The sequence below is a fragment of the Pollutimonas sp. M17 genome, assembly GCF_025836975.1.
Classification (GTDB): domain Bacteria; phylum Pseudomonadota; class Gammaproteobacteria; order Burkholderiales; family Burkholderiaceae_B.
Genome location: NZ_CP107548.1, coordinates 584,092 through 604,153 on the forward strand (window position 1 = coordinate 584,092; position 20,062 = coordinate 604,153).

A 20,062-nucleotide genomic window follows, 5' to 3' on the forward strand; every position below is an offset into this window, starting at 1 on the left:
GACGAACAGGGGCGCTGCCCCTGTTTTACCAATGGAATGAACTATGCGCGAACTCGTGCTCATCTGCCCCGAGGCACAGGCCGAGGCGCTGTCGGACGCCTTGATCGAAGCGGGCGTATTGTCGGTGTCGGTCGAGGACGCCGATGGCGACACTGACGCCGAGCGGCCTCTTTTCGGCGAACCAGGACTTGAACCCGATGTGCAGGCATGGCACAACAACCGCGTCGTGGCGCTGCTGCCCGACGGCCTGGACCCCGGACAGATTATGGAGCAACTGCGGGAATCGGGCACCGCCGATTATCGCGATGGGGATTGGACGCTGCGCGATGTTCCCGATGCCGACTGGGTGCGCCTGACCCAGGCGCAGTTCCAGCCCATACAGGTGGGCGGACGGATCTGGATCGTGCCCAGCTGGCATCGCGGCAATCCCGATGTGCCCGTTGCGCATAAGGGGGCGGCCGACGGGCTGGTCCGCATCGAACTGGATCCCGGCCTGGCCTTCGGCACCGGCAGCCATCCCACCACGCATCTGTGCCTGCAATGGCTGGACGCCCATGTGGAAGGCGCGAAGACGGTGCTGGACTACGGTTGCGGATCGGGTATTTTGGCCATTGCCGCCAGGATGCTTGGAGCCGGTGCTACTCTGGCCGTGGACATCGACGAGCAGGCGGTGCAATCGACCCGCTACAATGCCAGGGTCAATGGGGTGGAACTGGAAGCCATGCTGCCCGACGGGCTTCCCGATGGGCAGTTCCAGCTGGTGGTGGCCAACATTCTGTCGAATCCCCTGAAGGTGCTCGCGCCCATGCTGGCCAATCGGGTGGCTCCGGGCGGGCACCTGGTCTTGTCGGGCGTGCTGGAGCGCCAGGCACAAGAGGTTGCCGGAGCCTATGCTCCCTGGATCGAAATGAAGGTGTGGCAAGCCCGTGAAGGCTGGGTCTGCCTGCATGGCCAACGTCCCGCCTAGCGGCCTGGAACGATTTTACGCATATGGATTTGACCACGCGCTGCCCGCAATGCGGCACAACGTTTTCGGCTAGCCTGCAGCAGCTGCAGCTGCGCAAGGGCTATATTCGCTGCGTCAATTGCGCCCATATCTTCGACGGCTACGAAGCCGTGGTATCGCCGGCTTCTCCCGCGCAGACGCAACAGGAAGCGGCTGCACCCCATGTCATCCGGCAGCGCCCGGCGCCCGTCCCGAGCATGCCCGCCCCAAGTGGGCCCGAGCCTGACGTGCCGGAGCCGATCTTGCCCGCACACGCGCCGGGCCATACCGTATCGGTCGATGCGCCCGTTCCACGCAGCCGGACCGGCGACCCGTTCACGATTTCCGCCGGTCGCGACGCGGGCCGCGGTCCGGCGCGCCAGGATCCCGTCTTTCGCGTCGGCGAACCCCTGGCTCCCTCCGCGCCCAAAGCCGAGCCGGTGATCGGCCGGGCACAGGCCCCGGCGAGTCCGGTCACGGAAACGGCCGTGGATCTGCCGCCGATACGGCGGCGCGACGACGGGCTCGCCGCGCAGATCTATGTCGAGCCCCGCCACCCGGCATCGGGCCTGGAGCCGGCGCCGCCGGCCTTCCTGGACGACGATATGTCGCCCGGCCGCCTGGGCCGCATCATATGGGCCACGCTGCTCGTCGCCGGGTTGGTCCTGTTGCTGGCCCAGCTGGCCTATGTCTATCGGGCGCAGGTCGCCAATCAGGCCGCTTTCCTCCGGCCCGTCCTGGAGCGTGCTTGCGCGTCATGGAACTGCAAGGTCCCCTACGCGCGGCGGATCGATGCGATTTCGATCATGAGCTCGTCCTTGCGCTCGGGTTCGGCCGCCGCCGCCGATGGCGCCGCCGCCGATGGCGCCGCCGTCGCCGGCAATGCGAAGAACCCGGACAGCATGGTCTTGCAGGTCACGTTGCGCAACACCTACGACAAGGCCCAGGAGTGGCCGACCCTGGTGCTGGACCTGACGGATTTTTCGGGCACACTGATCGTGCGCAAGAACCTGACGCCGGAAAGCTATCTGGCGCCTGATGTGCTTGGCCAGCCCTTTCCGGGGGGCAGCGAAGCGTCCATAAGCGTTCCCATCGCGCTCAATGGCCTGAAGATCAATGGGTATAAATTAGACAAATTTTTTCAATAGGGATTGCAATGTCTGACAAGGTTTTGATTTGCGGATCGGTGGCCTTCGACACCATCGCTGTGTTCGAAGGGCATTTCAAGGACCATATCCTGGCCGACAACATTCAATCGCTCAGCGTGTCCTTTTTTGTACCCACGATGCGCAAGGAGTATGGCGGCTGCGCGGGCAATATCGCTTATAACCTGCGCCTGCTGGGCGGCAATCCGGTGCCGGTGGGCACGGTCGGCGCCGATGCGGCCGACTACATCGTCTATATGCAGCAGCTGGGCATAGACACCAGCCTGATACGCGTGCTGGCCGATACGTACACCCCGCAGTGCTTCATTACCACCGACCTGGACAACAACCAGATCGCATCGTTTCACCCCGGCGCCATGATGCGCTCGGCCGAGAACGACTTGAGCGGCCGCGAGGCGGCATGGGCCATCGTGGCGCCCGACGCCAAGGACGGCATGTTCGCCCATGCCCGCCGCCTGCATGCGCAAGGCATTCCATTCATCTTCGACCTGGGCCAGGCCATGCCGCTGTTCTCGGGCGACGACATCAACGAAATGCTGAAACTGGCCAAGGTGCTGACGGCCAACGACTACGAGGCCAGCATCGTCGAGCAGCGCACCGGGCGCAGCATGCATGATATCGCGCAGTCCATGCAGGCCGTCGTCGTGACGCGCGGCGCGGAAGGCGCGACGCTGTACGCCGATGGCGAGGAAACCCATATCGAGCCCGTCAAGGCCGAACACGTGGTCGACCCCACCGGTTGCGGCGACGCGCATCGCGCCGGCCTGCTGTATGGGCTCACCCAGAAATGGACGCTGGTGGATGCATGCCGCTTGGCGAACGTGATGGGGAGCTTTAAAATCGGTTCAAGGGGCCCCCAGAATCATCGCCCGACCCGTGCCGAGATCGGCGCCGTCCTCGATCGGCGCTATGGCGTGAACCTGTTGGGTTGAATGGCTGTCAAATCCTTGTCGCCCAAGGTCCGGCACCCTGTTTTAAAGGAGTTATTCCATGAGTTCAGTTCATACACAGTTCCCAGGCACGCGTTCGGTCCGTACCCTGGCCGCCGTCGCTCTGCTGGGCTCGCTGGCCGTGTTGGCCGGTTGCGCCAACGATAGCGCATCGTCGTCGGTATACAGCTACGGTCAGGCACAGCGCGAGCAAGTCGTGCGCACCGGAACCGTCGAGTCCGTCCGCAGCGTCACCATCCAGAAAGATCGCAGCAGCGGCGCCGGCGTGCTGGCCGGCGGCGCCCTGGGCGGCGTGGCGGGCAGCGCCATAGGCGGAGGCAGGGGCAATGTGCTGGCTACCATAGGCGGTGGCATACTCGGCGCAGTGGCCGGCAATGCGGTCGAAAACCAGGTCGGGAAAACCAATGGCCTGGAAATCACGGTCCGCCTGGACAACGGCGAAACCCGGGTCATCGCCCAGGCGGCCGACGTCGCCATTTCGGCGGGGCAGCGGGTTCGCCTCATCAGTGGCAACGGCCCCACACGCGTCGTTCCCATGTAATGCCGTTCGCGCCGCGACACCGCGCGGCACGAACAAAAGCAAAGGGGCCGATACCTGCGTATCGGCCCCTTTTTTTCATGCATCCCCGTCAGACGCCGAACAGCCTGAAGGCAAAATGCTGCAGGAACATCATGGCCACCTGCGCGATGACCAGCAGCACCAGCGGCGAGAGATCCAGGCCGCCAAGATGGGGAAGAACGCGCCGTATGGGATCGAGCAGGGGAGCGGTAAGGGTGTGCAGCACCGGCATGATGGGCGCCAGCGGATTCACCCACGAAAGGACCGCCTGTATGAGCGTGATCCATAGTATGACGTTGAACGCCCACTTGAGGACGGTGAACACGGCCGCCAGCAAGGCCGGCAGCAGGCTTTCGATCAGCGGCAACTGCCCCGTGAGCACCCACCATGTCAGAAGCAGGAAGACGAGGGCGGTCAGCCAGCAGGCGATCAGGCTGGGCCAGTCGATGCGGTTGCCCGGCGACACCACTTTGCGTATGGGTTGAACCAGCCAGTCGGTGACGCGCAGCACGGCCTGGGAATAAGGATTGAAGGGGTGCAGGCGTATGGCGTGGATCCACGCGCGGATGATCAGTGCAATACCGAAGAGTGAAAAGACGATATTGATGATGAAATGCAGGGCTTCGCTGAACATGGCGGGGCTACGTGTGATTTCAGAAGCGCCATTGTCGCACGCTGGGCTTGCCGGCGGAAGATGCCCCGAAACGAAAGCGCAGCGGACATGAAAACTGCCCGAACGAGTCGGGCAGCCGGGTACTGCGATGCTACTGACAACGCATCCCTATGCCGTCCGCGCGGGCGGACGGCAAGGGCAGCCTTAAGGACGGCCGCCGGTAGGGAAGGGCCACGATGCGGCCGGGTTGACGGTTTTCTTGGCGGCCGGCGCCGGCGTTGCCGCCTTGGCGGCTTGGGCCGCTGTCTTCACGCTGGCTTTTTTGGGCGCTGCTTTTTTAGCGGGCGCTTTTTTTGCGGGAGCCTTGCTTGCGGCCTTTTTGGCAGGCGCCGCTTTCTTGGCGGGCGCTTTTTTAGCGGCTGCTTTCTTGGCGACTGCTTTCTTTGCCACGGCCTTCTTGGCGGGCGCCTTCTTTGCTACCGCTTTCTTGGCGACAGCCTTTTTGGCTACCGTCTTCTTGGCGGCGACTTTCTTGGCGGGCGCTTTTTTGGCGACGGCTTTCTTCGCTACGGTCTTTTTGGCCACTGCTTTTTTAGCAACGGCTTTCTTGGCGACTGCCTTCTTGGCTACGGCTTTTTTTGCGACCGTCTTTTTGACGGCGGTTTTGCTTGCTGCCTTTTTGGCGGGCGCTGCTTTCTTGGCTACGGTTTTTTTGGCGACAGCCTTTTTAGCGACAGCCTTTTTGGCGGGTGCTGCTTTTTTAGCGGTTACGGGTTTCTTTACAGCGACTTTTTTAGCGGGTGTTGCCTTCTTGGCGGGTGCAGCTTTTTTGGTAGCCGCTTTCTTTGCGGCCTTTTTGGCTGTTGCCATAGTAATGCTCCTTGAGATCGAGTCGAAGAGAACGTCCACCCATTTGATATGGCCCCCACTAAAAGGGTGCGACCCATCTCAAATGGCGCAAGCGTGCAAGCACTAGGTACTTGCACGCCTAGAGTCTAACGTAAGCTTCCTCTGTCTTCCAAGCATTATTCCCAGCTTAATGCTCCGCCGGTCTGATATTCGATGACTCGTGTCTCAAAAAAGTTGCGTTCTTTCTTCAAGTCGATCATCTCGGCCATCCATGGGAATGGATTTTCTTCTTGCGCGAACAGCGGTTCAAGACCGATTTGCTGGCAGCGCCGATTGGCGATGAAACGCAAATATGACTTGAACATCGACGCGTTCAAACCGAGCACGCCGCGCGGCATGGTGTCCTCAGCGTAAGCATATTCAAGGTCTACAGCCTGTCGGAACAATTCGCGCAGCTCTTCGCGGAACTCGGCCGTCCACAAATGCGGGTTCTCGAGTTTGATCGTGTTGATCAGGTCGATGCCGAAATTGCAGTGCATGGATTCGTCGCGCAAGATGTACATGTACTGCTCGGCGGCGCCCGTCATTTTATTTTGGCGACCCAATGCAAGTATTTGCGTAAAACCAACATAAAAGAACAGACCTTCCATCAGGCAGGCGAAAACGATGAGCGATTTGAGCAGCGTCTGATCCGCTTGCGGTGTGCCTGTCTGGAAGTTGGGATCGGCGATCGCATCGATGAAGGGAATCAGAAATTCGTCTTTTGCGCGTATGGATGGAACTTCGTTGTAGGCGTTGAAGATCTCGGCCTCATCCAGGTCCAGGCTTTCGACGATGTACTGATAGGCGTGGGTGTGTATGGCTTCTTCGAAGGCCTGGCGCAGCAGGAACTGGCGGCATTCCGGCGCAGTGATATGCCGGTATGTGCCCAGCACGATGTTGTTGGCGGCAAGCGAATCGGCGGTCACGAAGAAGCCCAGGTTGCGCTTGACGATGCGGCGCTCGTCCTCGGTCAGGCCATTGGGGTTCTTCCAGAGCGAGATGTCGCGCGACATGTTGATTTCCTGCGGCATCCAGTGGTTCGCGCAAGTGGCCAGGTATTTTTCCCAGGCCCACTTGTACTTGAACGGCACCAGCTGGTTGACGTCGGTCTTGCCGTTGATGATGCGCTTGTCGGCGGCGCGCACGCGTCCGCCCGTATCGGCCGCGGCGGAGGACGCGGCGGGCGCCGCCATGGCATTGTCGGCCTGGCTTTGCGCGGCGGCGCGCGGGGCGCCGGTGCCGGCGTTGTCGGAGGCTGTGTTGCCGGCCGGCGTGGCCGGAGTGTCTTCCCAATTCAGCATAGTGGTTCCCTGTATCTGGTTATTGGCAGGCTTCGCATTCTTCGAAGCCTTCGTCGCCGGGGCGCATGGTGCATACGGCACCCACGATTTCCGCTTCGGGCAGCGCCGCGACTGCGGGGGCTGCCGCCGCGGCGGCAACGGGGGCGGATTCGCTCATGGAAACGGCATTGAGTTCGCCGCCTCGGCCGGTGGATTTCTCGGCGTTGGTCGCGCCGATGGAGCGCAGGTAGTACGTGGTCTTCAGCCCGCGCACCCAGGCCAGCTTGTAGATGTCGTCCAGCTTCTTGCCCGAAACGCCGGACATGAAGATGTTGAGCGATTGCGCCTGGTCTATCCATTTGGAGCGCCGCGCCGCGCATTCGACCACCCAGGTCGGATCGACTTCGAAGGCGGTGGCATAAAGCTTGCGCAGGTCGTCGGGGATGCGGTCGATGCGCGCCAGGCTGCCGTCGAAGTATTTCAGGTCGGCGACCATGACTTCGTCCCACAGATTGCGTTCCTTCAGGTCGCGCACCAGGTGGTCGTTGACCACGGTGAACTCGCCCGACAGGTTGGACTTCACGTACAGGTTGCGGTAGTTGGGCTCGATGCACGGCGAGACGCCGATGATGTTCGAGATGGTGGCCGTGGGGGCGATGGCCACGCAATTGGAGTTGCGCATGCCGTACTGGGCGATGTGGGCGCGCAGCGAATCCCAGTCCAGCGTGCTGCTGTCGTCCACCTCGACATAGCCGCCGCGCTCTTCGCGCAGCAAGGCCAGCGTGTCTTGCGGCAGGATGCCGCGATCCCACAGCGAACCCTTGAAGCTGGCGTAATGGCCGCGCTCGGCCGCCAGCTTGCTGGACGCCCAGTAGGCGTAGTAGCAGGTGGCCTCCATGGAGCGGTCGGAGAATTCGATGGCGGCATCAGAGGCGAACGGCACGCGCATCATGTGCAGGCAGTCCTGGAACCCCATCACGCCCATGCCGACCGGGCGGTGGCGCACGTTGGAATTGCGCGCCTTGGGCACGGCGTAGTAGTTGATGTCGATGACGTTGTCGAGCATGCGCATGGCGATGGTAATGGTGCGCTCGAGCTTTTCGTGATCGAGCACGTACCGGCCATTGGCGTCCTGCTTCAGGTGGGCGGCCAGGTTGACCGAACCCAGGTTGCAGACGGCGATCTCGGAGTCGTTGGTATTGAGCGTGATCTCGGTGCACAGGTTGGAGCTGTGCACGACGCCCACATGCTGCTGCGGCGAACGGATGTTGCAAGGATCCTTGAAGGTGATCCAGGGGTGGCCGGTTTCGAACAGCATGGACAGCATCTTGCGCCACAGCGACATGGCGGGAATCTTCTTGTACAGGGGCATTTCGCCGCGCGCCACCTTGTCTTCGTAGCCCAGGTAGGCGGCTTCGAAATCGCGGCCGTACTTGTCGTGCAGGTCGGGCGCGTCGGAGGGCGAGAACAGGGTCCATTCGCCGTTCTCCATGACGCGCTTCATGAACAGATCGGGAATCCAGTTGGCCGTGTTCATGTCGTGCGTGCGGCGGCGCTCGTCGCCGGTGTTCTTGCGCAGTTCCAGGAATTCCTCGATGTCCAGGTGCCAGCTTTCCAGGTAGGCGCATACCGCGCCCTTGCGCTTGCCGCCCTGGTTGACCGCGACGGCGGTGTCGTTGACCACTTTGAGGAAGGGGACGACGCCCTGGCTCTCGCCGTTGGTGCCCTTGATGTGGCTGCGCAGGGCGCGCACGGGCGTCCAGTCGTTGCCCAGGCCGCCGGCGTACTTGGCCAGCAGCGCGTTTTCCTTGATGGCGTCGTAGATTCCGGCCAGGTCGTCGGATACGGTCGTGAGGTAGCAGGACGACAGTTGCGAGTGCAGGGTGCCCGAGTTGAACAGGGTGGGGGTCGAGCTCATGAAGTCGAAGGAGGACAGCACTTCGTAGAACTCGATGGCGCGTGCTTCGCGGTCGATTTCATTGAGCGCCAGGCCCATGGCCACGCGCATGAAGAATACCTGCGGCAGCTCGATGCGGCGGCCGCGCAGGTGCAGGAAGTAGCGGTCGTACAGGGTTTGCAGGCCCAGGTAGTTGAACTGCTGGTCGCGATCGGCCTTCAGCGCGGCGCCCAGCTTGGGCAGGTCGAACTGGGAAAGCTTTTCGTCGAGCAGGCCGCCTTCGATGCCGGTCTTGATGAAGAGGGGAAAGTACTCGCCGTAGCGGGTGCTCATCTCGGTTTGGGAGACTTCCTCGCCCAGGACTTCCTTGCGGATCGTATGCAGCAGCAGCCTGGCGGTGACCTGGCTGTACGAAGGATCGGTCTCGACCATGGCGCGGGCCGACAGGATGGCGGACTTGAAGACTTCGTCGACGGGGATGCCGTCGTAGATGTTCTTGACCGTTTCCTTCAGGATGGCGTCGACGTCGATGGCCTGAGGCAGGTTCTGGCCGGCCTCGGCGATGGTGGCGCGCAGCTTGGCCAGGTCCAGGGGGCGCTTGATGCCGTTGTCGGTCACGTTAAGGCTGCTCTGCTCGGCGGCGGGCTGGGCCGGCACGCTGCGGGCGCGTTCTTGCGAGCGTTTTTCGCGATACAGCACATAGGCTCGGGCGACGTCGTGTTCGCCGGAGCGCATCAGCGCCAGTTCGACCTGGTCCTGGATTTCTTCTATATGGAAAGTGCCGCCGCTGGGACGGTTGCGCACCAGGGCATTGACGGCCTGGGCGGTCAGGGTTTCGACCAGCTCGCGGATTCGTGCCGACGCGGCGCCCTGGCCGCCATTGACGGCCAGGAAGGCCTTCGTCATGGCGATGGCGATCTTGCTGGGCTCGAAGCCCACGACCGCGCCGTTGCGCCGGATGATGTGAAAGTTTTCCCATTGGCTGCCGCTATCGGGCGTGGCGGAAACAGGGGCGCCGCGAGGGGCGGCGTCGGGCCTGGAATCAGCGATCTGTGTGGTTTGCATGAATGCTCCTGGGACAAGAAAAACGTACGGTTTGATGCACGTTGAACAGCGTTTTCTATGTGGGTGGACTGCACGCCGCGCGTCAGGGCGCGGTATGTGGTGAAAATCGTTTCGGGGCGATTAAACCACAATATGTTGTGGTCTTGTTTTTATCGAGCACTAATTGTAGTGAGCGAACAAGGGGTAGGCAAGGGCTTGTATTTTTAATTTTTTATGCTTGCTTCACCCAAAAGGCCGGGGCCCCGCCATGCGAGGCCCCGGCCGGCTTGGCGTAGCGCCGGTTTGCCGATCAGGCGTGCGCCCGGAAAAAAATATTGTTAACTTTCATGACAGGGCGGCCGGGCGCCGTTTGCAACTGTTCCAGCCTTTCCCGATACGCGTGGACGTTGGCCAGCTTCACGTGTCCGAAGCCCCGTATCGTCTGCGGCAGTTCGGCCAGTTCCAGCGCTGCGTGGAAGTTGTCCTCGTTCAGGTTTTCCAGCATGGACAGGACGGCCTGCCGGTACTCTTCTATGAGCCGTCGCTCCATTTTGCGCTCGCCGCTGTACGAAAATACATCCAGCCAGGTGCCCCGCACTTTCCGGCAGCGGGCCAGCAGGCGGAACGCCGTTTCCATACCGGGGCCGAAGGTCATCTTGCGCGGAATGCCTGTCCGAGGATCGCGCCGTGCCAGCAGCGGGGGGGCCAGGTGGAATTGCAGGGTGTAGTCGCCCTCGAACTTCTCGGCCAGTTCCTTGCGGAAGTCGCCGTTGGTGTACAGGCGGGCCACCTCGTATTCATCCTTGTAGGCCATGAGCTTGTGCAGGGAGCGGGCGACCCGGATGGCCAGGCGCGGCCGGCCATCCGGATGCAGGGCGCGTTCCGCGGCCAGCACCTTGTCCACCAGCTGGGTGTATCGGCGGGCGTAGCGCTCATCCTGATAGGCGGCCAGCGATGCGCGGCAGCGTTCCACGACCGCGTCCAGCGATTCGGGCATGTGGATGACCACCGGCTTCTCCGCCCGGGCCGGCTGCAGCGCCTGCGGCTGGGCGGCGGCAAGCCGGCCCAGGCGGAAGGCTTCCTGGTTGGCCTGCACCGCCACCCCGTTCAGGCCGAGCGCATGCAGGATGGCTTCCTCGTCCAGCGGGATGCCGCCGCCTTGCCAGGCGTAACCCAGCATCAGCATGTTGGCCAGAATGCTGTCGCCGAAATAGCGGGTGGCCAGGGCATGGGCATCCAGTTCCCGGGTGTTCGATGCGCCGGCGGCGGCGCGCAGGGCGTCGACCAGCGGGCGCGGGTCCAGGTCCACCTGCGGATCCCGGGTGAATTCCGACGTCGGCGCCAGGTAGGTGTTGACGATGGCCCGGCTATGGCCGTGGCGCAGGGCCTGCAGGGTTTCAGGTTTGGCCGCGGCGACGGTATCGCACAGGATGGCCACGTCGGCCTGCCCGGCATCGATACGCACGGCGCCGGTGGGCTCCGCGCTGTCGGACAGCCGTATGTGGCTGATCACCGCGCCGCCCTTTTGCGCCAGGCCAGTGATTTCCAGCACCGAGGCCGCGCGGCCTTCCAGGTGGGCGGCCATAGCCAGGATGGCGCCGACGGTGACCACCCCCGTGCCGCCTATGCCGGCCACCAATATATTGCAGTCGCCTTTGCGCTCCGTGAAAGCCGGCGCGGGCAATTGAGCGATCAGTTCCCGCAGGCGCTGCCTATCGGCCGGCGCCGTGTTCGCCGCCTTGCGCGGCGTCCCGCCCAGCACCGAGACAAAGCTGGGGCAGAAGCCGTCGACGCAGGAATAGTCCTTGTTGCAGCTGGACTGGTCGATGGCCCGCTTGCGGCCGAAAGGGGTTTCCACCGGCGTCAGCGACAGGCAGTTGGACTGGGTGCCGCAGTCGCCGCAGCCTTCACACACGGCGGTGTTGATGAACAGGCGGCGTGCCGGGTCGGGAAGGGCGTTTTTCTTGCGGCGCCTGCGTTTTTCAGCGGCGCAGGCCTGGTCGTGGATGAGCACGGTCACGCCCGGGATTTCACGCAGCTCGCGCTGCAGGGCGTCCAGCTCGTGCCTGTCGTGCACGGTCACGCCTTCGGCCAGGCGCACGCCGCGGTATTTTTCCGGTTCGTCGGTGGTGACGACGACGCGTTTCACGCCCTCGCCCAGCATCTGCTGGCAGATTTGCGGAACGGAAAGCGTGCCGTCGACCGGCTGGCCTCCGGTCATGGCCACCGCGTCGTTGAACAGGATCTTGTAGGTGATGTTGGCCTTGGCCGCGACCGCTTGCCGGATGGCCAGGTAGCCCGAATGAAAATACGTGCCTTCGCCCATGTTCTGGAACACATGCGGCATGCGTGTGTAGCGCGACAGGCCGATCCAGTCGCTGCCTTCGCCGCCCATCTGCGTCAGTCCGCTGGTTTCGCGGTCCATCCAGGTCGCCATGTAGTGGCAGCCGACACCGGCCAGCGCCTGGCTGCCCTCGGGCACCTTGGTCGAGGTATTGTGCGGACAGCCCGAACAGAAATAGGGGCGCCGCGTCAACGTCGCGGGCATGGCGCCGATGTCGGCCTCCAGCGCGCAACCCGCCGCCTCGGGCATGCGCAGACCGGCCGCCTGGCGCAGCCAGCGTCGCAGCGCGCCGGCGACCAGAGCGGGGCGCAACTGCCCCTCTTTGGGCACCAGCGCTTCGTTTTCCAGGTCGCGCTTGCCGGCGACGCTGGGGCGGACCGCCTGGTTGAACAGCATATCCTTGATCTGGTTCTCGATGACCGGCGCCTTTTCCTCGATGACCAGGATGTGATCCAGCCCTTGTGCGAACCGCAGGAAGCCCGGCTCGTCCATGGGCCAGCTAAGGCCTATCTTGTAGTGGCGCAATGCGGGCAGGGCATGGCCGGACCGGGCCAGATGCGCAAGCGCATCCTGCGTATCCAGGTAGGCTTTGCCCGTGGTGACGATGCCCAGCCGGGCGCCGGGAGCCGGATCCGCCAGCCGGTCCAGGGAATGCAGGCGCGAGAACGCCTTGACCGACTCCAGGCGGGCGGCGATACGGTTTTCAATACCCGGCGTCAGGAATTCCCGCGCACTGTATTCCAGGGCGCCTTGCTGCGGGTCGCCGTCGGGCACGCTGAAATCCGGCATGGGCTGCAGCGTGAACGAGCGGCCGCTCTCCACGGTTTCGGTCACGGCCTTGAAGGCGACCCAGGCGCCGCTATAGCGCGACAACGCCCAGCCCCACCGGCCGAACAGCTCATATTCCTCGACCGAGGCGGGATGCACGATGGGTATGCCCCAGGCCAGCAGCGAGTTTTCGCTGGCATGCGGAATGGACGAGGAGGCGGCGGTGTGGTCGTCGCCCACGATCAGCAGCACGCCGCCATCTTTCGAGGCGCCGGCCGCATTGCCGTGGTGCAATGCATCGCCGGCGCGATCCACGCCGGGGCCCTTGCCGTACCACATGGCGAACACGCCATCCACGGTCTTGTCCTCACGCACCCCGGCCTGCTGCGTGCCCATGACGATGGTGGCGCCCAGGTCTTCATTGATGGAGGGCAGGAAGCTGATCTGGTGCTCGTCCAGCGGCTTCTTGGCGCGCCACATGGCCAAGTCGACGCCGGCCAGCGGAGAGCCGCGATAGCCGGTGACGAAGCCGGCGGTATTCACGCCACGGGCCCGGTCGGCGCGGCGCTGGGACAGCAGCAGGCGCACCAGCGCCTGGGTGCCGGTAAGGAAGATCCGGCCCGATTCCGCGGTCAGGTTTTCGTCCAGGCGGTACTGGGTATCGATAGAGGGCGAAGACATAGAAAACTCCATTGTTCCCACCCATGATAGAGAGCCCCGCCGCTGTTTTTATTGCTATTTCATCGCGTAAAATCCCTAGTAATTGAAATGAATATTTCAAAATAGGGCGATTATGGATAAAACCGATATCAAAATCCTGAAGCAGCTGCAAAACGAGGGGCGATCGTCGGCCCAGCAGTTGTCCGAGCATGTGGGGCTGTCCGCCGCGCCGGTGTGGCGCAGGGTCAAGGCCCTGGAAGCCGCGCAGGTCATCCAGGGCTATTACGCCCGGGTCGATCGCAACAAAGTGGGCCTTCAGGGCTGCATGTTCACGCAGATCAGCCTGGAGCGGCATTCGGCGGAGATCGTCGAGAACTTCGAGCGATCGGTGCGCGACGCGCCCGAAATCCTGGAGTGCTATGCCGTTACGGGCGACGCCGACTTCCTGCTGAAGATAGTCGTGCCCAGCCCGGAGGCCTACGACAGCTTTCTGCACCGCTTCCTGTTCAACCTTCCCGGCGTGCGCCAGACCCGGACCATCGTGGCCCTGCGCGAGATCAAGCACGATATCAGGCTGCCCCTGTAGGCAAGCATGCGCGCCGACGCCTTCCTGGAGCTTCTTAAAGATAGAGCATGGTCTTGGCCAGCAGGATGATGCCCACCATGTGCGTGAACACGCTGATGTGTATGCGCTGTACGTAGCGGGTCTTGAGCAGGCCTTTGCCGCCCAGGACCATGGCGGTGATGAAGTGGCCCAGCACGCTCAGCGCCAGGATTATCTTTATCGTCAGCAGCGTGGCAAAGGTGCTGTCCAGCGGGTGCGCCAGCACCGTCCTGTAATGCCAGGCCATGCCGATGCCAGCCCCATAAAGCACCAGCAGCGTCCAGGGCATGATGCGGCGCGCCCGCCGGCCTATCGCCTTTTCGACGGCGCGCATGGCTTCATGCGGTACATGCTTGCGCACGCCTTCCAACATCAGCACTTCGAAGAATACGGTGCCCACGAAGATGAAGGCGGCGAATAAATGCAGCGTGATCAGGACGACGTAATTCATGGCGGTGGCGCTCCACGGCTACACGAGCGCCGGCGGGTGGCCGGGGCGGCGGTTCGGGTAGAATATTTTTTTGTGGAAGGCCGGCATCCGATGCGGATGCCGGCCGCTTCCAAACGATCCGATTGTAGGTCGCCGGTGTCGTGGCGGCGGCCGATACCCCACGCAGCTTGTGGTTTTGCAAGGACGTCCAGATGGTTGAATTCCTGTTCCGCCGGCACACCATGGCCGGCTTGTCAACGGCGGTATTGCTTGCGGCCTGCGCGGCGCCCAGCAAGCCGCCTCCTCCTGAAGAACCGCAGCCCGCCTGCCAGGCGGCCGCCCAGGGCGATGTCCTGATCGGAAACTGGCTTAGCGTGCGCAAGGAAAAGGGCGTGGCGGGCGAATTGCGCACCTTGTTCACCCTGCATCCCGACGGCACCATGGCCTATACCGAGCAGCTCAAGCGCGGCAGCAAGCCGTCGCAGGGCCTGTCCGAGACCGGGTGCTGGACGCACAGCGGGCAGTCGCTGGTCCTGCTGACGCTGCAATCCAATGGCGCTCCGGTCGACACCAAGGACCCCATCTACACCAACCGCTATGTGGTTTCGTCCCTGGGCGGCAAGTCGCTGTCCATGCGCCACGCCGACGGCACTCCCATCAAGGCCCGGCTCATGTCGCCCGGATACCGGCTGCCGTTCTAGCCCGCCGCTCGGTGTGATTTGCGGGGCGCCGCGGCCTTGCCATGGATTGCACTGGCCGATTTCAGCTCGTCGCGCTCCAGCATGCCGTTGGCCGAGTGCCACAGGTGATGCCGCATGGCGGCATAGGCCTGGTCGGCGTCGCCGGCCAGGATCGCCGCCGCAATCGCTTCGTGCTGCTCTATTGAGCTCCGGATGATCTGCTCGGCGCCCAACGCCTGGCGCAGCAGCGTCATGAAGACGGCCAGTTGATACCTGTCGATCAGTTCGGCCAGCTCCAGGTTGTCGCTCATCTTGACGATGGCTTGATGGAACTCCCGGTTGTGCACGATGAATGACTGCATCGCCAGCCGGGTTTTATGTTGCCGGCCCTGCTTCACTATGGCGCTGAAATAGGCCCGGTTATCGCCGATGTCGATGCGTTCGGCCGCCAGCCGCGCGGCCTGTCCTTCCAGCGCTTCGCGTATCTGGAAGAGATGGATGATCTCGGTGCGCGACAGCCGGCGAACGACGGCACCGCGATTCGGGATCAGCTCGATCAGCCTGTCGGCGGCCAGGCGGCGGAAGGCTTCGCGCAGCGGGCCGCGGCTGATGCCCAGCTCTTCGATGAGATCCCGCGAAATGAGGCGCTGGCCGGGAGCCAGGCTGCCTTCAAGAATCTGTTCTTTCAGGATGGCGGCGACGCGCTCGACCGTGTCGCCGCTGCGCGGCACGGGTTCCGGCGGGGCGGCCCGGGAAGGTTTCATTTTGTTTTGCATTGCGCGGTCATTTTAATGACAAATATAGGGATATAGTTTAATCTAAAAGTGTAGGACAAAAATACACGACACCTATAAAACAGGAGACAAACATGATATTCAAGCCTCTATTGAAATTGGCAGCGAACGGCCTGCTGCTTGCCGGCCTGCTGGCCGGCGGGCAGGCCGGAGCCGTGAACCTGACGGTCACCCACTGGGCGGACGGCATGTATGGCGCGCCCTTTGCCGTGGCCATGGAAAAAGGTTTTTTCAAGGACGCCGGCATCGACGTCACGGGTTTCATCACCTCGCAAGGCGGCGGCACCACGGTGCGCAACGCCATGGCATCCGACATTCCGTATGGCGAGGTCGCCTTGTCGGCGGCCATCGCCGCCATCAAGCAAGGGGTCAAGCTGACCATCGTCCATGGCGGAGTGCTCAGCCTGGCCGACAACGTATGGGTGGCCATGAAGGATTCGCCGCTGTCGTCCATTCAGGATCTGAAAGGCAAGCGTCTGGGCTACAGCAGCCCGAAATCGGTGACCGACATGGTGTCGACCATCGCCCTGACCAACCGGGGCATGCTGGACAGCGTGGAACGCAAGACGGTGGGCAGCCTGAGCTCCGCCTATACCGCCCTGCGCGAAGGCGGCGTGGACGTCATCTACATGACCGAGCCGGTGCTGAGCCGCGAAAAGGACAACATCAAGATCGTCTTCAGGTCTCAGGATGAGATCCCCCACATGACGCAGACGGTGGGCGTCGTCCGCAGCGATTACCTGAAGAAGAACCCCAAGGTCATCCAGTCCATCATCGAAGGGCGCCGCAAAGGGGTGGAGTACCTGATGAAGCACCCGGACGAGGCGGGCGACATCCTGGCCCGTCAATACAAGATGGATCCCAAGATCACCAAGTCGGCCATCAACGACATCCTGTCGGCGAAGGGCACTTACTGGAGCACCGGCAAGCTGGACTACGAAGGCATGGACGGCATGCTCAAGGGCCTGGTCCTGGTCAAGGCGGTCGAAGCGGGGCCGTTCGATTGGGCGGCTATCGTGGATGAAAGCCTGCTACCCGCCGACCAGCGCAGCAAAAAATAGGCGGCGGGACCATGGCATTGACGGAACAGAACCGCCGCGCGTCCGAGCCGGCGACATGCGCCGACGCGCACGTCGCCGTCGAGGGCGCGACCAAGGTATTCACCCCACCCGACGGCAGGCCGCCCGTCCACGCGCTGGGCCCCGTAACCTTCGAACTGCGCCGGGGGGAATTCTTCTCCGTCGTCGGGCCTTCGGGCTGCGGCAAGTCGACCTTGCTTGATCTGGTCGCCGGACTCAGTTTGCCCACCGAAGGTCGGGTCCACTTCGAAGGCGCTGAAGTCAGGGGGCAGGTGCCGGAAGGCGTTGCGGTGGTGTTCCAGGAGGATGCCAGCTTCCCCTGGCTGAACGTGTTCGACAACGCCGCCTTCGGAGCCCGCCACAACGGCTTGCCGGAGAATGAAATCAAGGAAAGGGTGGACCATGCGCTGGCCTTCATGGGCCTGGCCGGTTTTGCAAGGTCCTACCCGGCGCAGCTGTCCGGGGGCATGCGGCAGCGCGTATGCATCGCCCGGGCCATGGTGTTGCGTCCGCGCCTGATGCTGCTGGACGAACCGTTCGGCGCGCTGGATCAGCAGACCCGCTTGCTGATGGGCGAAGAGACGCTCAAGCTCTGGCGCGAGACGGGCTCCACGGTGATGCTGATCACCCACTCCATCGACGAGGCCGTATTGCTGTCCGATCGCATAGGAACGATGTCGGCGCGCCCCGGCACCTTCATCGACATCGTCGAAACGGGCTGGAGCCGTGAGCGGGGCAGCGAAACCGCCATGGATCCGCGCTACGGCGCCTTGCAATCGCAAATATGGGGCATGCTGCGCAACGAGTCGCTCAAGGCCTTGGGGGTGGGGGCATGAGCGCCGCGGCCGTGGCCGCGCCCGAGGTGTGGCGTGCGGGTTTGGCGGGCGCCGCCCGCAGGCATCGCGTCGTTCTTCTGCGCTGCCTGTTCGTCGTCGTCGCCGTGGCTTTGCTTGAGCTGGCCAGCCGCCTGGCATGGATAGATCCTGTCTCCTTCATCCCGCCGTCTGAAATGGCGCTCAGCGCATGGAAGCTGCTGCTCGATGGAGCCTACCGGGACGACATGCTGATGACGCTGTCCTCGGCCGCGCTGGCGGTGCTGCTGGCGACCTCCACCGGCTTCCTGTTCGGCTTGATGCTGTACAAGCTGCCCAGGTTGCGCCGCGTGCTGGACCCTTTGCTGCTTTCGTACTATGCGGTGCCGATCTTCGTCTTGTACCCCATGCTCATCGTCCTGTTCGGCTTGAACAGATGGCCCTTGATCATGCTGGGCTTCCTGTTCGCCGTGGTGGCCATGGCGGTGAACACCCTGAACGGGCTGGAGCGCATTCCGCCGGTCCTGCTGCGCACCGCCCGGGTGCTGCGCATGGGGCGGGTGCAGGAAGTATGGCTGATCAAGCTGCCGGCCAGCCTTCCCTTTGTATTCACCGGCATCAAGCTGTCCATCGTTTACTCCTTCATTGCCGTCATCGGCGGGGAGTTCCTGCTGTCGGGCACCGGCTTCGGCTACCAGATCGCCTTCGCCTACAACAACTTCGACAACCAGACGATGTATGGACTGATGCTGCTGTTGCTGATATTCGTGGGCATGGTCAATCTCATCCTGCATGCGGCCGAGCAGCGGCTTTATCAGCGCCGCGTATTGAAGGAGACGGCATGAATCCGGACGTCAGGCTTGGGGCCGCGCCGCCCACCCGCTGGCTGGACGGGCTGCTGCTCGTCGCCGGAATACTGCTTTTATGGCAGGGCGCAAGCTGGGGCCTGGGCACCGAGGTGCTGCCGGGGCCAATCCGCACCCTGACGCAGTTGCAGCGTGAAATCGCCGAGCCGGATTTTCCGCAGCACCTGATCGAAACCAGCAAGGCCTTCTTTACCGCGCTGCTGATCGCCGTGCTGGCCGGCACCTGCCTGGGGCTGGTCCTGGGCGTGCGCCGGCTGGCGGGCGACGTCATGGAACCCATACTGATCGCCTTGTACTCCATACCCAAGATATCGCTGTATCCCATCATCCTGCTGATGTTCGGACTGGGCCTGTCGGCCAAGATCGCCTTCGGCGTGATACACGGCATCATCCCCATCGTGATCTTCACCATGACGGCGGTGCGCAACATCAAGCCGGTCTATCTGCGCTCCATACGCTGCCATCGGCTTAGCCCCTGGCAGGGCGCCTTGCACGTGCTGATACCGGCCACCGTGCCCGAAATCGTAGCCGGGCTGCGCATAGGCTTCGCCCTGACCCTGCTGGGCACCTTGCTGGGCGAAATGTTCGCCTCGCAACGCGGCATAGGCCATTTGCTGATGCTGGCCATCGATCGCAACAATCCTCCGACCATCATGGCGCTGGCCTTGATGCTATTTACATTCGCCACTGTGGTCAGCGTCGGCTTGCTGCAGTGGGACCGCCATTTACGGCGTGGAACGCAATCTTAGAGATGAGCATGACTAGCGAGCAAAAACTTAAAACCATCCTGGCCGCCGGTGAATTCGTGGCGGCCCCCGGCGTATTCGATATGTTCTCCGCCATGATCGCCAACGAACTCGATTTCAAGGCGCTGTACATGACCGGATACGGTATCTCCGCTTCGTATCTTGGCCTGGCGGATGCGGGCCTGGTCACCTACACCGACATGGTGGGCCGGGCGACGGTCATTGCGCAAGGCACCACGAAGCCGTTGATCGCCGATGCCGACACCGGCTTCGGCGGGCTGATCAACCTGCGCCACACCATACGCGGCTACGAGGCGGCGGGCGTGCAGGCCATCCAGTTCGAAGACCAAGAAATGCCCAAGAAATGCGGGCATACGCCCAGCCGCCGGGTCATACCCCTGCCGGAGATGCTCAAGAAGATCGAGGTCGCCGTGGAGTCGCGGCGCAGCGACGACACCCTGATCATCGCGCGCACCGACGCCCGGACCGGCCTGGGGCTGGACGAGGCCATCCGGCGCGGGCAGGAATTCCTCAAGGCGGGCGCCGACATCATCTTCGTCGAATCGCCCGAATCGGAAGAGGAATTCCGCCGCATAGGCGGGGAGATCGACGGCTGGCTGCTGGCCAACATCGTGCCCACGGGCCGCTCTCCGGAGGTGCTGGGCGAGACGCTGCGCGAATGGGGCTTCAACATCGCCATCTATCCCGCGCTGGGCATGGGCGTGGCGACGGCGGCGTTGGCGGCCGGGTACAAGTATCTGGAAACGCAGGGGCACACCATGAACCTGCCGGTGCCGTCCTATTCCATGGATCAGCTGCACAAGCTGGTCGGCTTTCCGGACGTATGGGATTTCGAGCGCCGCCACGCCGTCGGGGACGCCAAGGACGAGTGAC

The 20,062-nt window shown here is 63.1% G+C and carries 18 protein-coding genes; 11 read left to right on the plus strand and 7 right to left on the minus strand.

The features are described 5' to 3' along the window. Positions 1-43: 43 nt before the first annotated feature. Genes prmA through OEG81_RS02810 form a run of 4 tightly spaced genes read left to right on the plus strand, consistent with a single transcriptional unit; the run spans position 44 to position 3,642 of the window. Positions 44-967, plus strand: a complete 924-nt coding sequence (prmA, locus tag OEG81_RS02795) for a 50S ribosomal protein L11 methyltransferase (protein WP_264131208.1) — start codon at positions 44-46, stop codon at positions 965-967. A 23-nt stretch (positions 968-990) separates the two neighbouring features. Next, complete coding sequence (locus OEG81_RS02800; RefSeq protein WP_264131209.1) at positions 991-2,133, plus strand: DUF3426 domain-containing protein; 1,143 nt, start codon at positions 991-993, stop codon at positions 2,131-2,133. An 8-nt stretch (positions 2,134-2,141) separates the two neighbouring features. After that, positions 2,142-3,083: a carbohydrate kinase family protein gene (locus OEG81_RS02805; protein WP_264131210.1), complete on the plus strand. Its 942-nt coding sequence runs from the start codon at positions 2,142-2,144 to the stop codon at positions 3,081-3,083. 58 nt (positions 3,084-3,141) lie between these two features. Beyond that, the gene (locus OEG81_RS02810) at positions 3,142-3,642 is read left to right on the plus strand and encodes a glycine zipper 2TM domain-containing protein (protein WP_264131211.1); all 501 of its coding nucleotides are present in this window, start codon (positions 3,142-3,144) and stop codon (positions 3,640-3,642) included. A gap of 88 nt (positions 3,643-3,730) precedes the next feature. Here OEG81_RS02810 and OEG81_RS02815 read toward each other — a convergent pair whose 3' ends face one another. The 5 genes from OEG81_RS02815 to OEG81_RS02835 all read right to left on the minus strand — a co-directional run bounded on the left by OEG81_RS02815 (position 3,731) and on the right by OEG81_RS02835 (position 13,178). Continuing rightward, on the minus strand, positions 3,731-4,294 hold the full coding sequence (locus OEG81_RS02815; protein WP_264131212.1) for a YggT family protein: 564 nt from the start codon (positions 4,292-4,294) through the stop codon (positions 3,731-3,733). A 183-nt stretch (positions 4,295-4,477) separates the two neighbouring features. Then, on the minus strand, positions 4,478-5,143 hold the full coding sequence (locus OEG81_RS02820; RefSeq protein WP_264131213.1) for a histone H1-like DNA-binding protein: 666 nt from the start codon (positions 5,141-5,143) through the stop codon (positions 4,478-4,480). 155 nt (positions 5,144-5,298) lie between these two features. Continuing rightward, complete coding sequence (locus OEG81_RS02825; RefSeq protein ID WP_264131214.1) at positions 5,299-6,465, minus strand: ribonucleotide-diphosphate reductase subunit beta; 1,167 nt, start codon at positions 6,463-6,465, stop codon at positions 5,299-5,301. A gap of 19 nt (positions 6,466-6,484) precedes the next feature. Further along, complete coding sequence (locus OEG81_RS02830; RefSeq protein WP_264131216.1) at positions 6,485-9,406, minus strand: ribonucleoside-diphosphate reductase subunit alpha; 2,922 nt, start codon at positions 9,404-9,406, stop codon at positions 6,485-6,487. Positions 9,407-9,695: 289 nt separating this feature from the next. Beyond that, positions 9,696-13,178 (minus strand): indolepyruvate ferredoxin oxidoreductase family protein, encoded by a 3,483-nt coding sequence (locus OEG81_RS02835; RefSeq protein ID WP_264131218.1) that lies wholly within the window; start codon positions 13,176-13,178, stop codon positions 9,696-9,698. Between the two features lie 112 nt (positions 13,179-13,290). On the opposite strand from OEG81_RS02835, the gene OEG81_RS02840 reads away from it, so the two are divergent. Continuing rightward, entirely contained in the window at positions 13,291-13,743 is a 453-nt protein-coding gene (locus tag OEG81_RS02840; RefSeq protein ID WP_264131219.1) for an Lrp/AsnC family transcriptional regulator, read from the plus strand. Positions 13,744-13,777: 34 nt separating this feature from the next. On the opposite strand, the gene OEG81_RS02845 is transcribed toward OEG81_RS02840, so the two are convergent. Continuing rightward, a complete protein-coding gene (locus OEG81_RS02845) occupies positions 13,778-14,212 on the minus strand; it encodes a CopD family copper resistance protein (RefSeq protein ID WP_264131220.1) in 435 nt (144 codons plus the stop codon). Positions 14,213-14,403: 191 nt separating this feature from the next. On the opposite strand from OEG81_RS02845, the gene OEG81_RS02850 reads away from it, so the two are divergent. Next, the gene (locus OEG81_RS02850; RefSeq protein ID WP_264131221.1) at positions 14,404-14,892 is read left to right on the plus strand and encodes a hypothetical protein; all 489 of its coding nucleotides are present in this window, start codon (positions 14,404-14,406) and stop codon (positions 14,890-14,892) included. On the opposite strand, the gene OEG81_RS02855 is transcribed toward OEG81_RS02850, so the two are convergent. After that, a complete protein-coding gene (locus tag OEG81_RS02855) occupies positions 14,889-15,635 on the minus strand; it encodes a GntR family transcriptional regulator (protein ID WP_264131222.1) in 747 nt (248 codons plus the stop codon). The two genes, OEG81_RS02850 and OEG81_RS02855, sit on opposite strands and share 4 nt — an antisense overlap. A 104-nt stretch (positions 15,636-15,739) precedes the next feature. Between OEG81_RS02855 and OEG81_RS02860 the strand changes: the two genes are divergently transcribed. From OEG81_RS02860 to OEG81_RS02880, 5 genes are read left to right on the plus strand one after another with little or no spacing between them, the layout of a single operon-like run. Next, positions 15,740-16,726, plus strand: a complete 987-nt coding sequence (locus OEG81_RS02860) for an ABC transporter substrate-binding protein (protein ID WP_264131223.1) — start codon at positions 15,740-15,742, stop codon at positions 16,724-16,726. Between the two features lie 11 nt (positions 16,727-16,737). Continuing rightward, positions 16,738-17,580, plus strand: coding sequence for an ABC transporter ATP-binding protein (locus OEG81_RS02865; RefSeq protein ID WP_264131224.1), 843 nt, complete (start codon positions 16,738-16,740; stop codon positions 17,578-17,580). Further along, positions 17,577-18,401 (plus strand): ABC transporter permease, encoded by an 825-nt coding sequence (locus OEG81_RS02870; RefSeq protein WP_264131225.1) that lies wholly within the window; start codon positions 17,577-17,579, stop codon positions 18,399-18,401. The genes OEG81_RS02865 and OEG81_RS02870 overlap by 4 nt, the downstream gene beginning before the upstream one ends. Next, on the plus strand, positions 18,398-19,171 hold the full coding sequence (locus OEG81_RS02875) for an ABC transporter permease (RefSeq protein WP_264131226.1): 774 nt from the start codon (positions 18,398-18,400) through the stop codon (positions 19,169-19,171). The genes OEG81_RS02870 and OEG81_RS02875 overlap by 4 nt, the downstream gene beginning before the upstream one ends. 8 nt (positions 19,172-19,179) lie before the next feature. Then, on the plus strand, positions 19,180-20,061 hold the full coding sequence (locus OEG81_RS02880) for an isocitrate lyase/PEP mutase family protein (RefSeq protein ID WP_264131227.1): 882 nt from the start codon (positions 19,180-19,182) through the stop codon (positions 20,059-20,061). Position 20,062 lies beyond the last annotated feature (1 nt).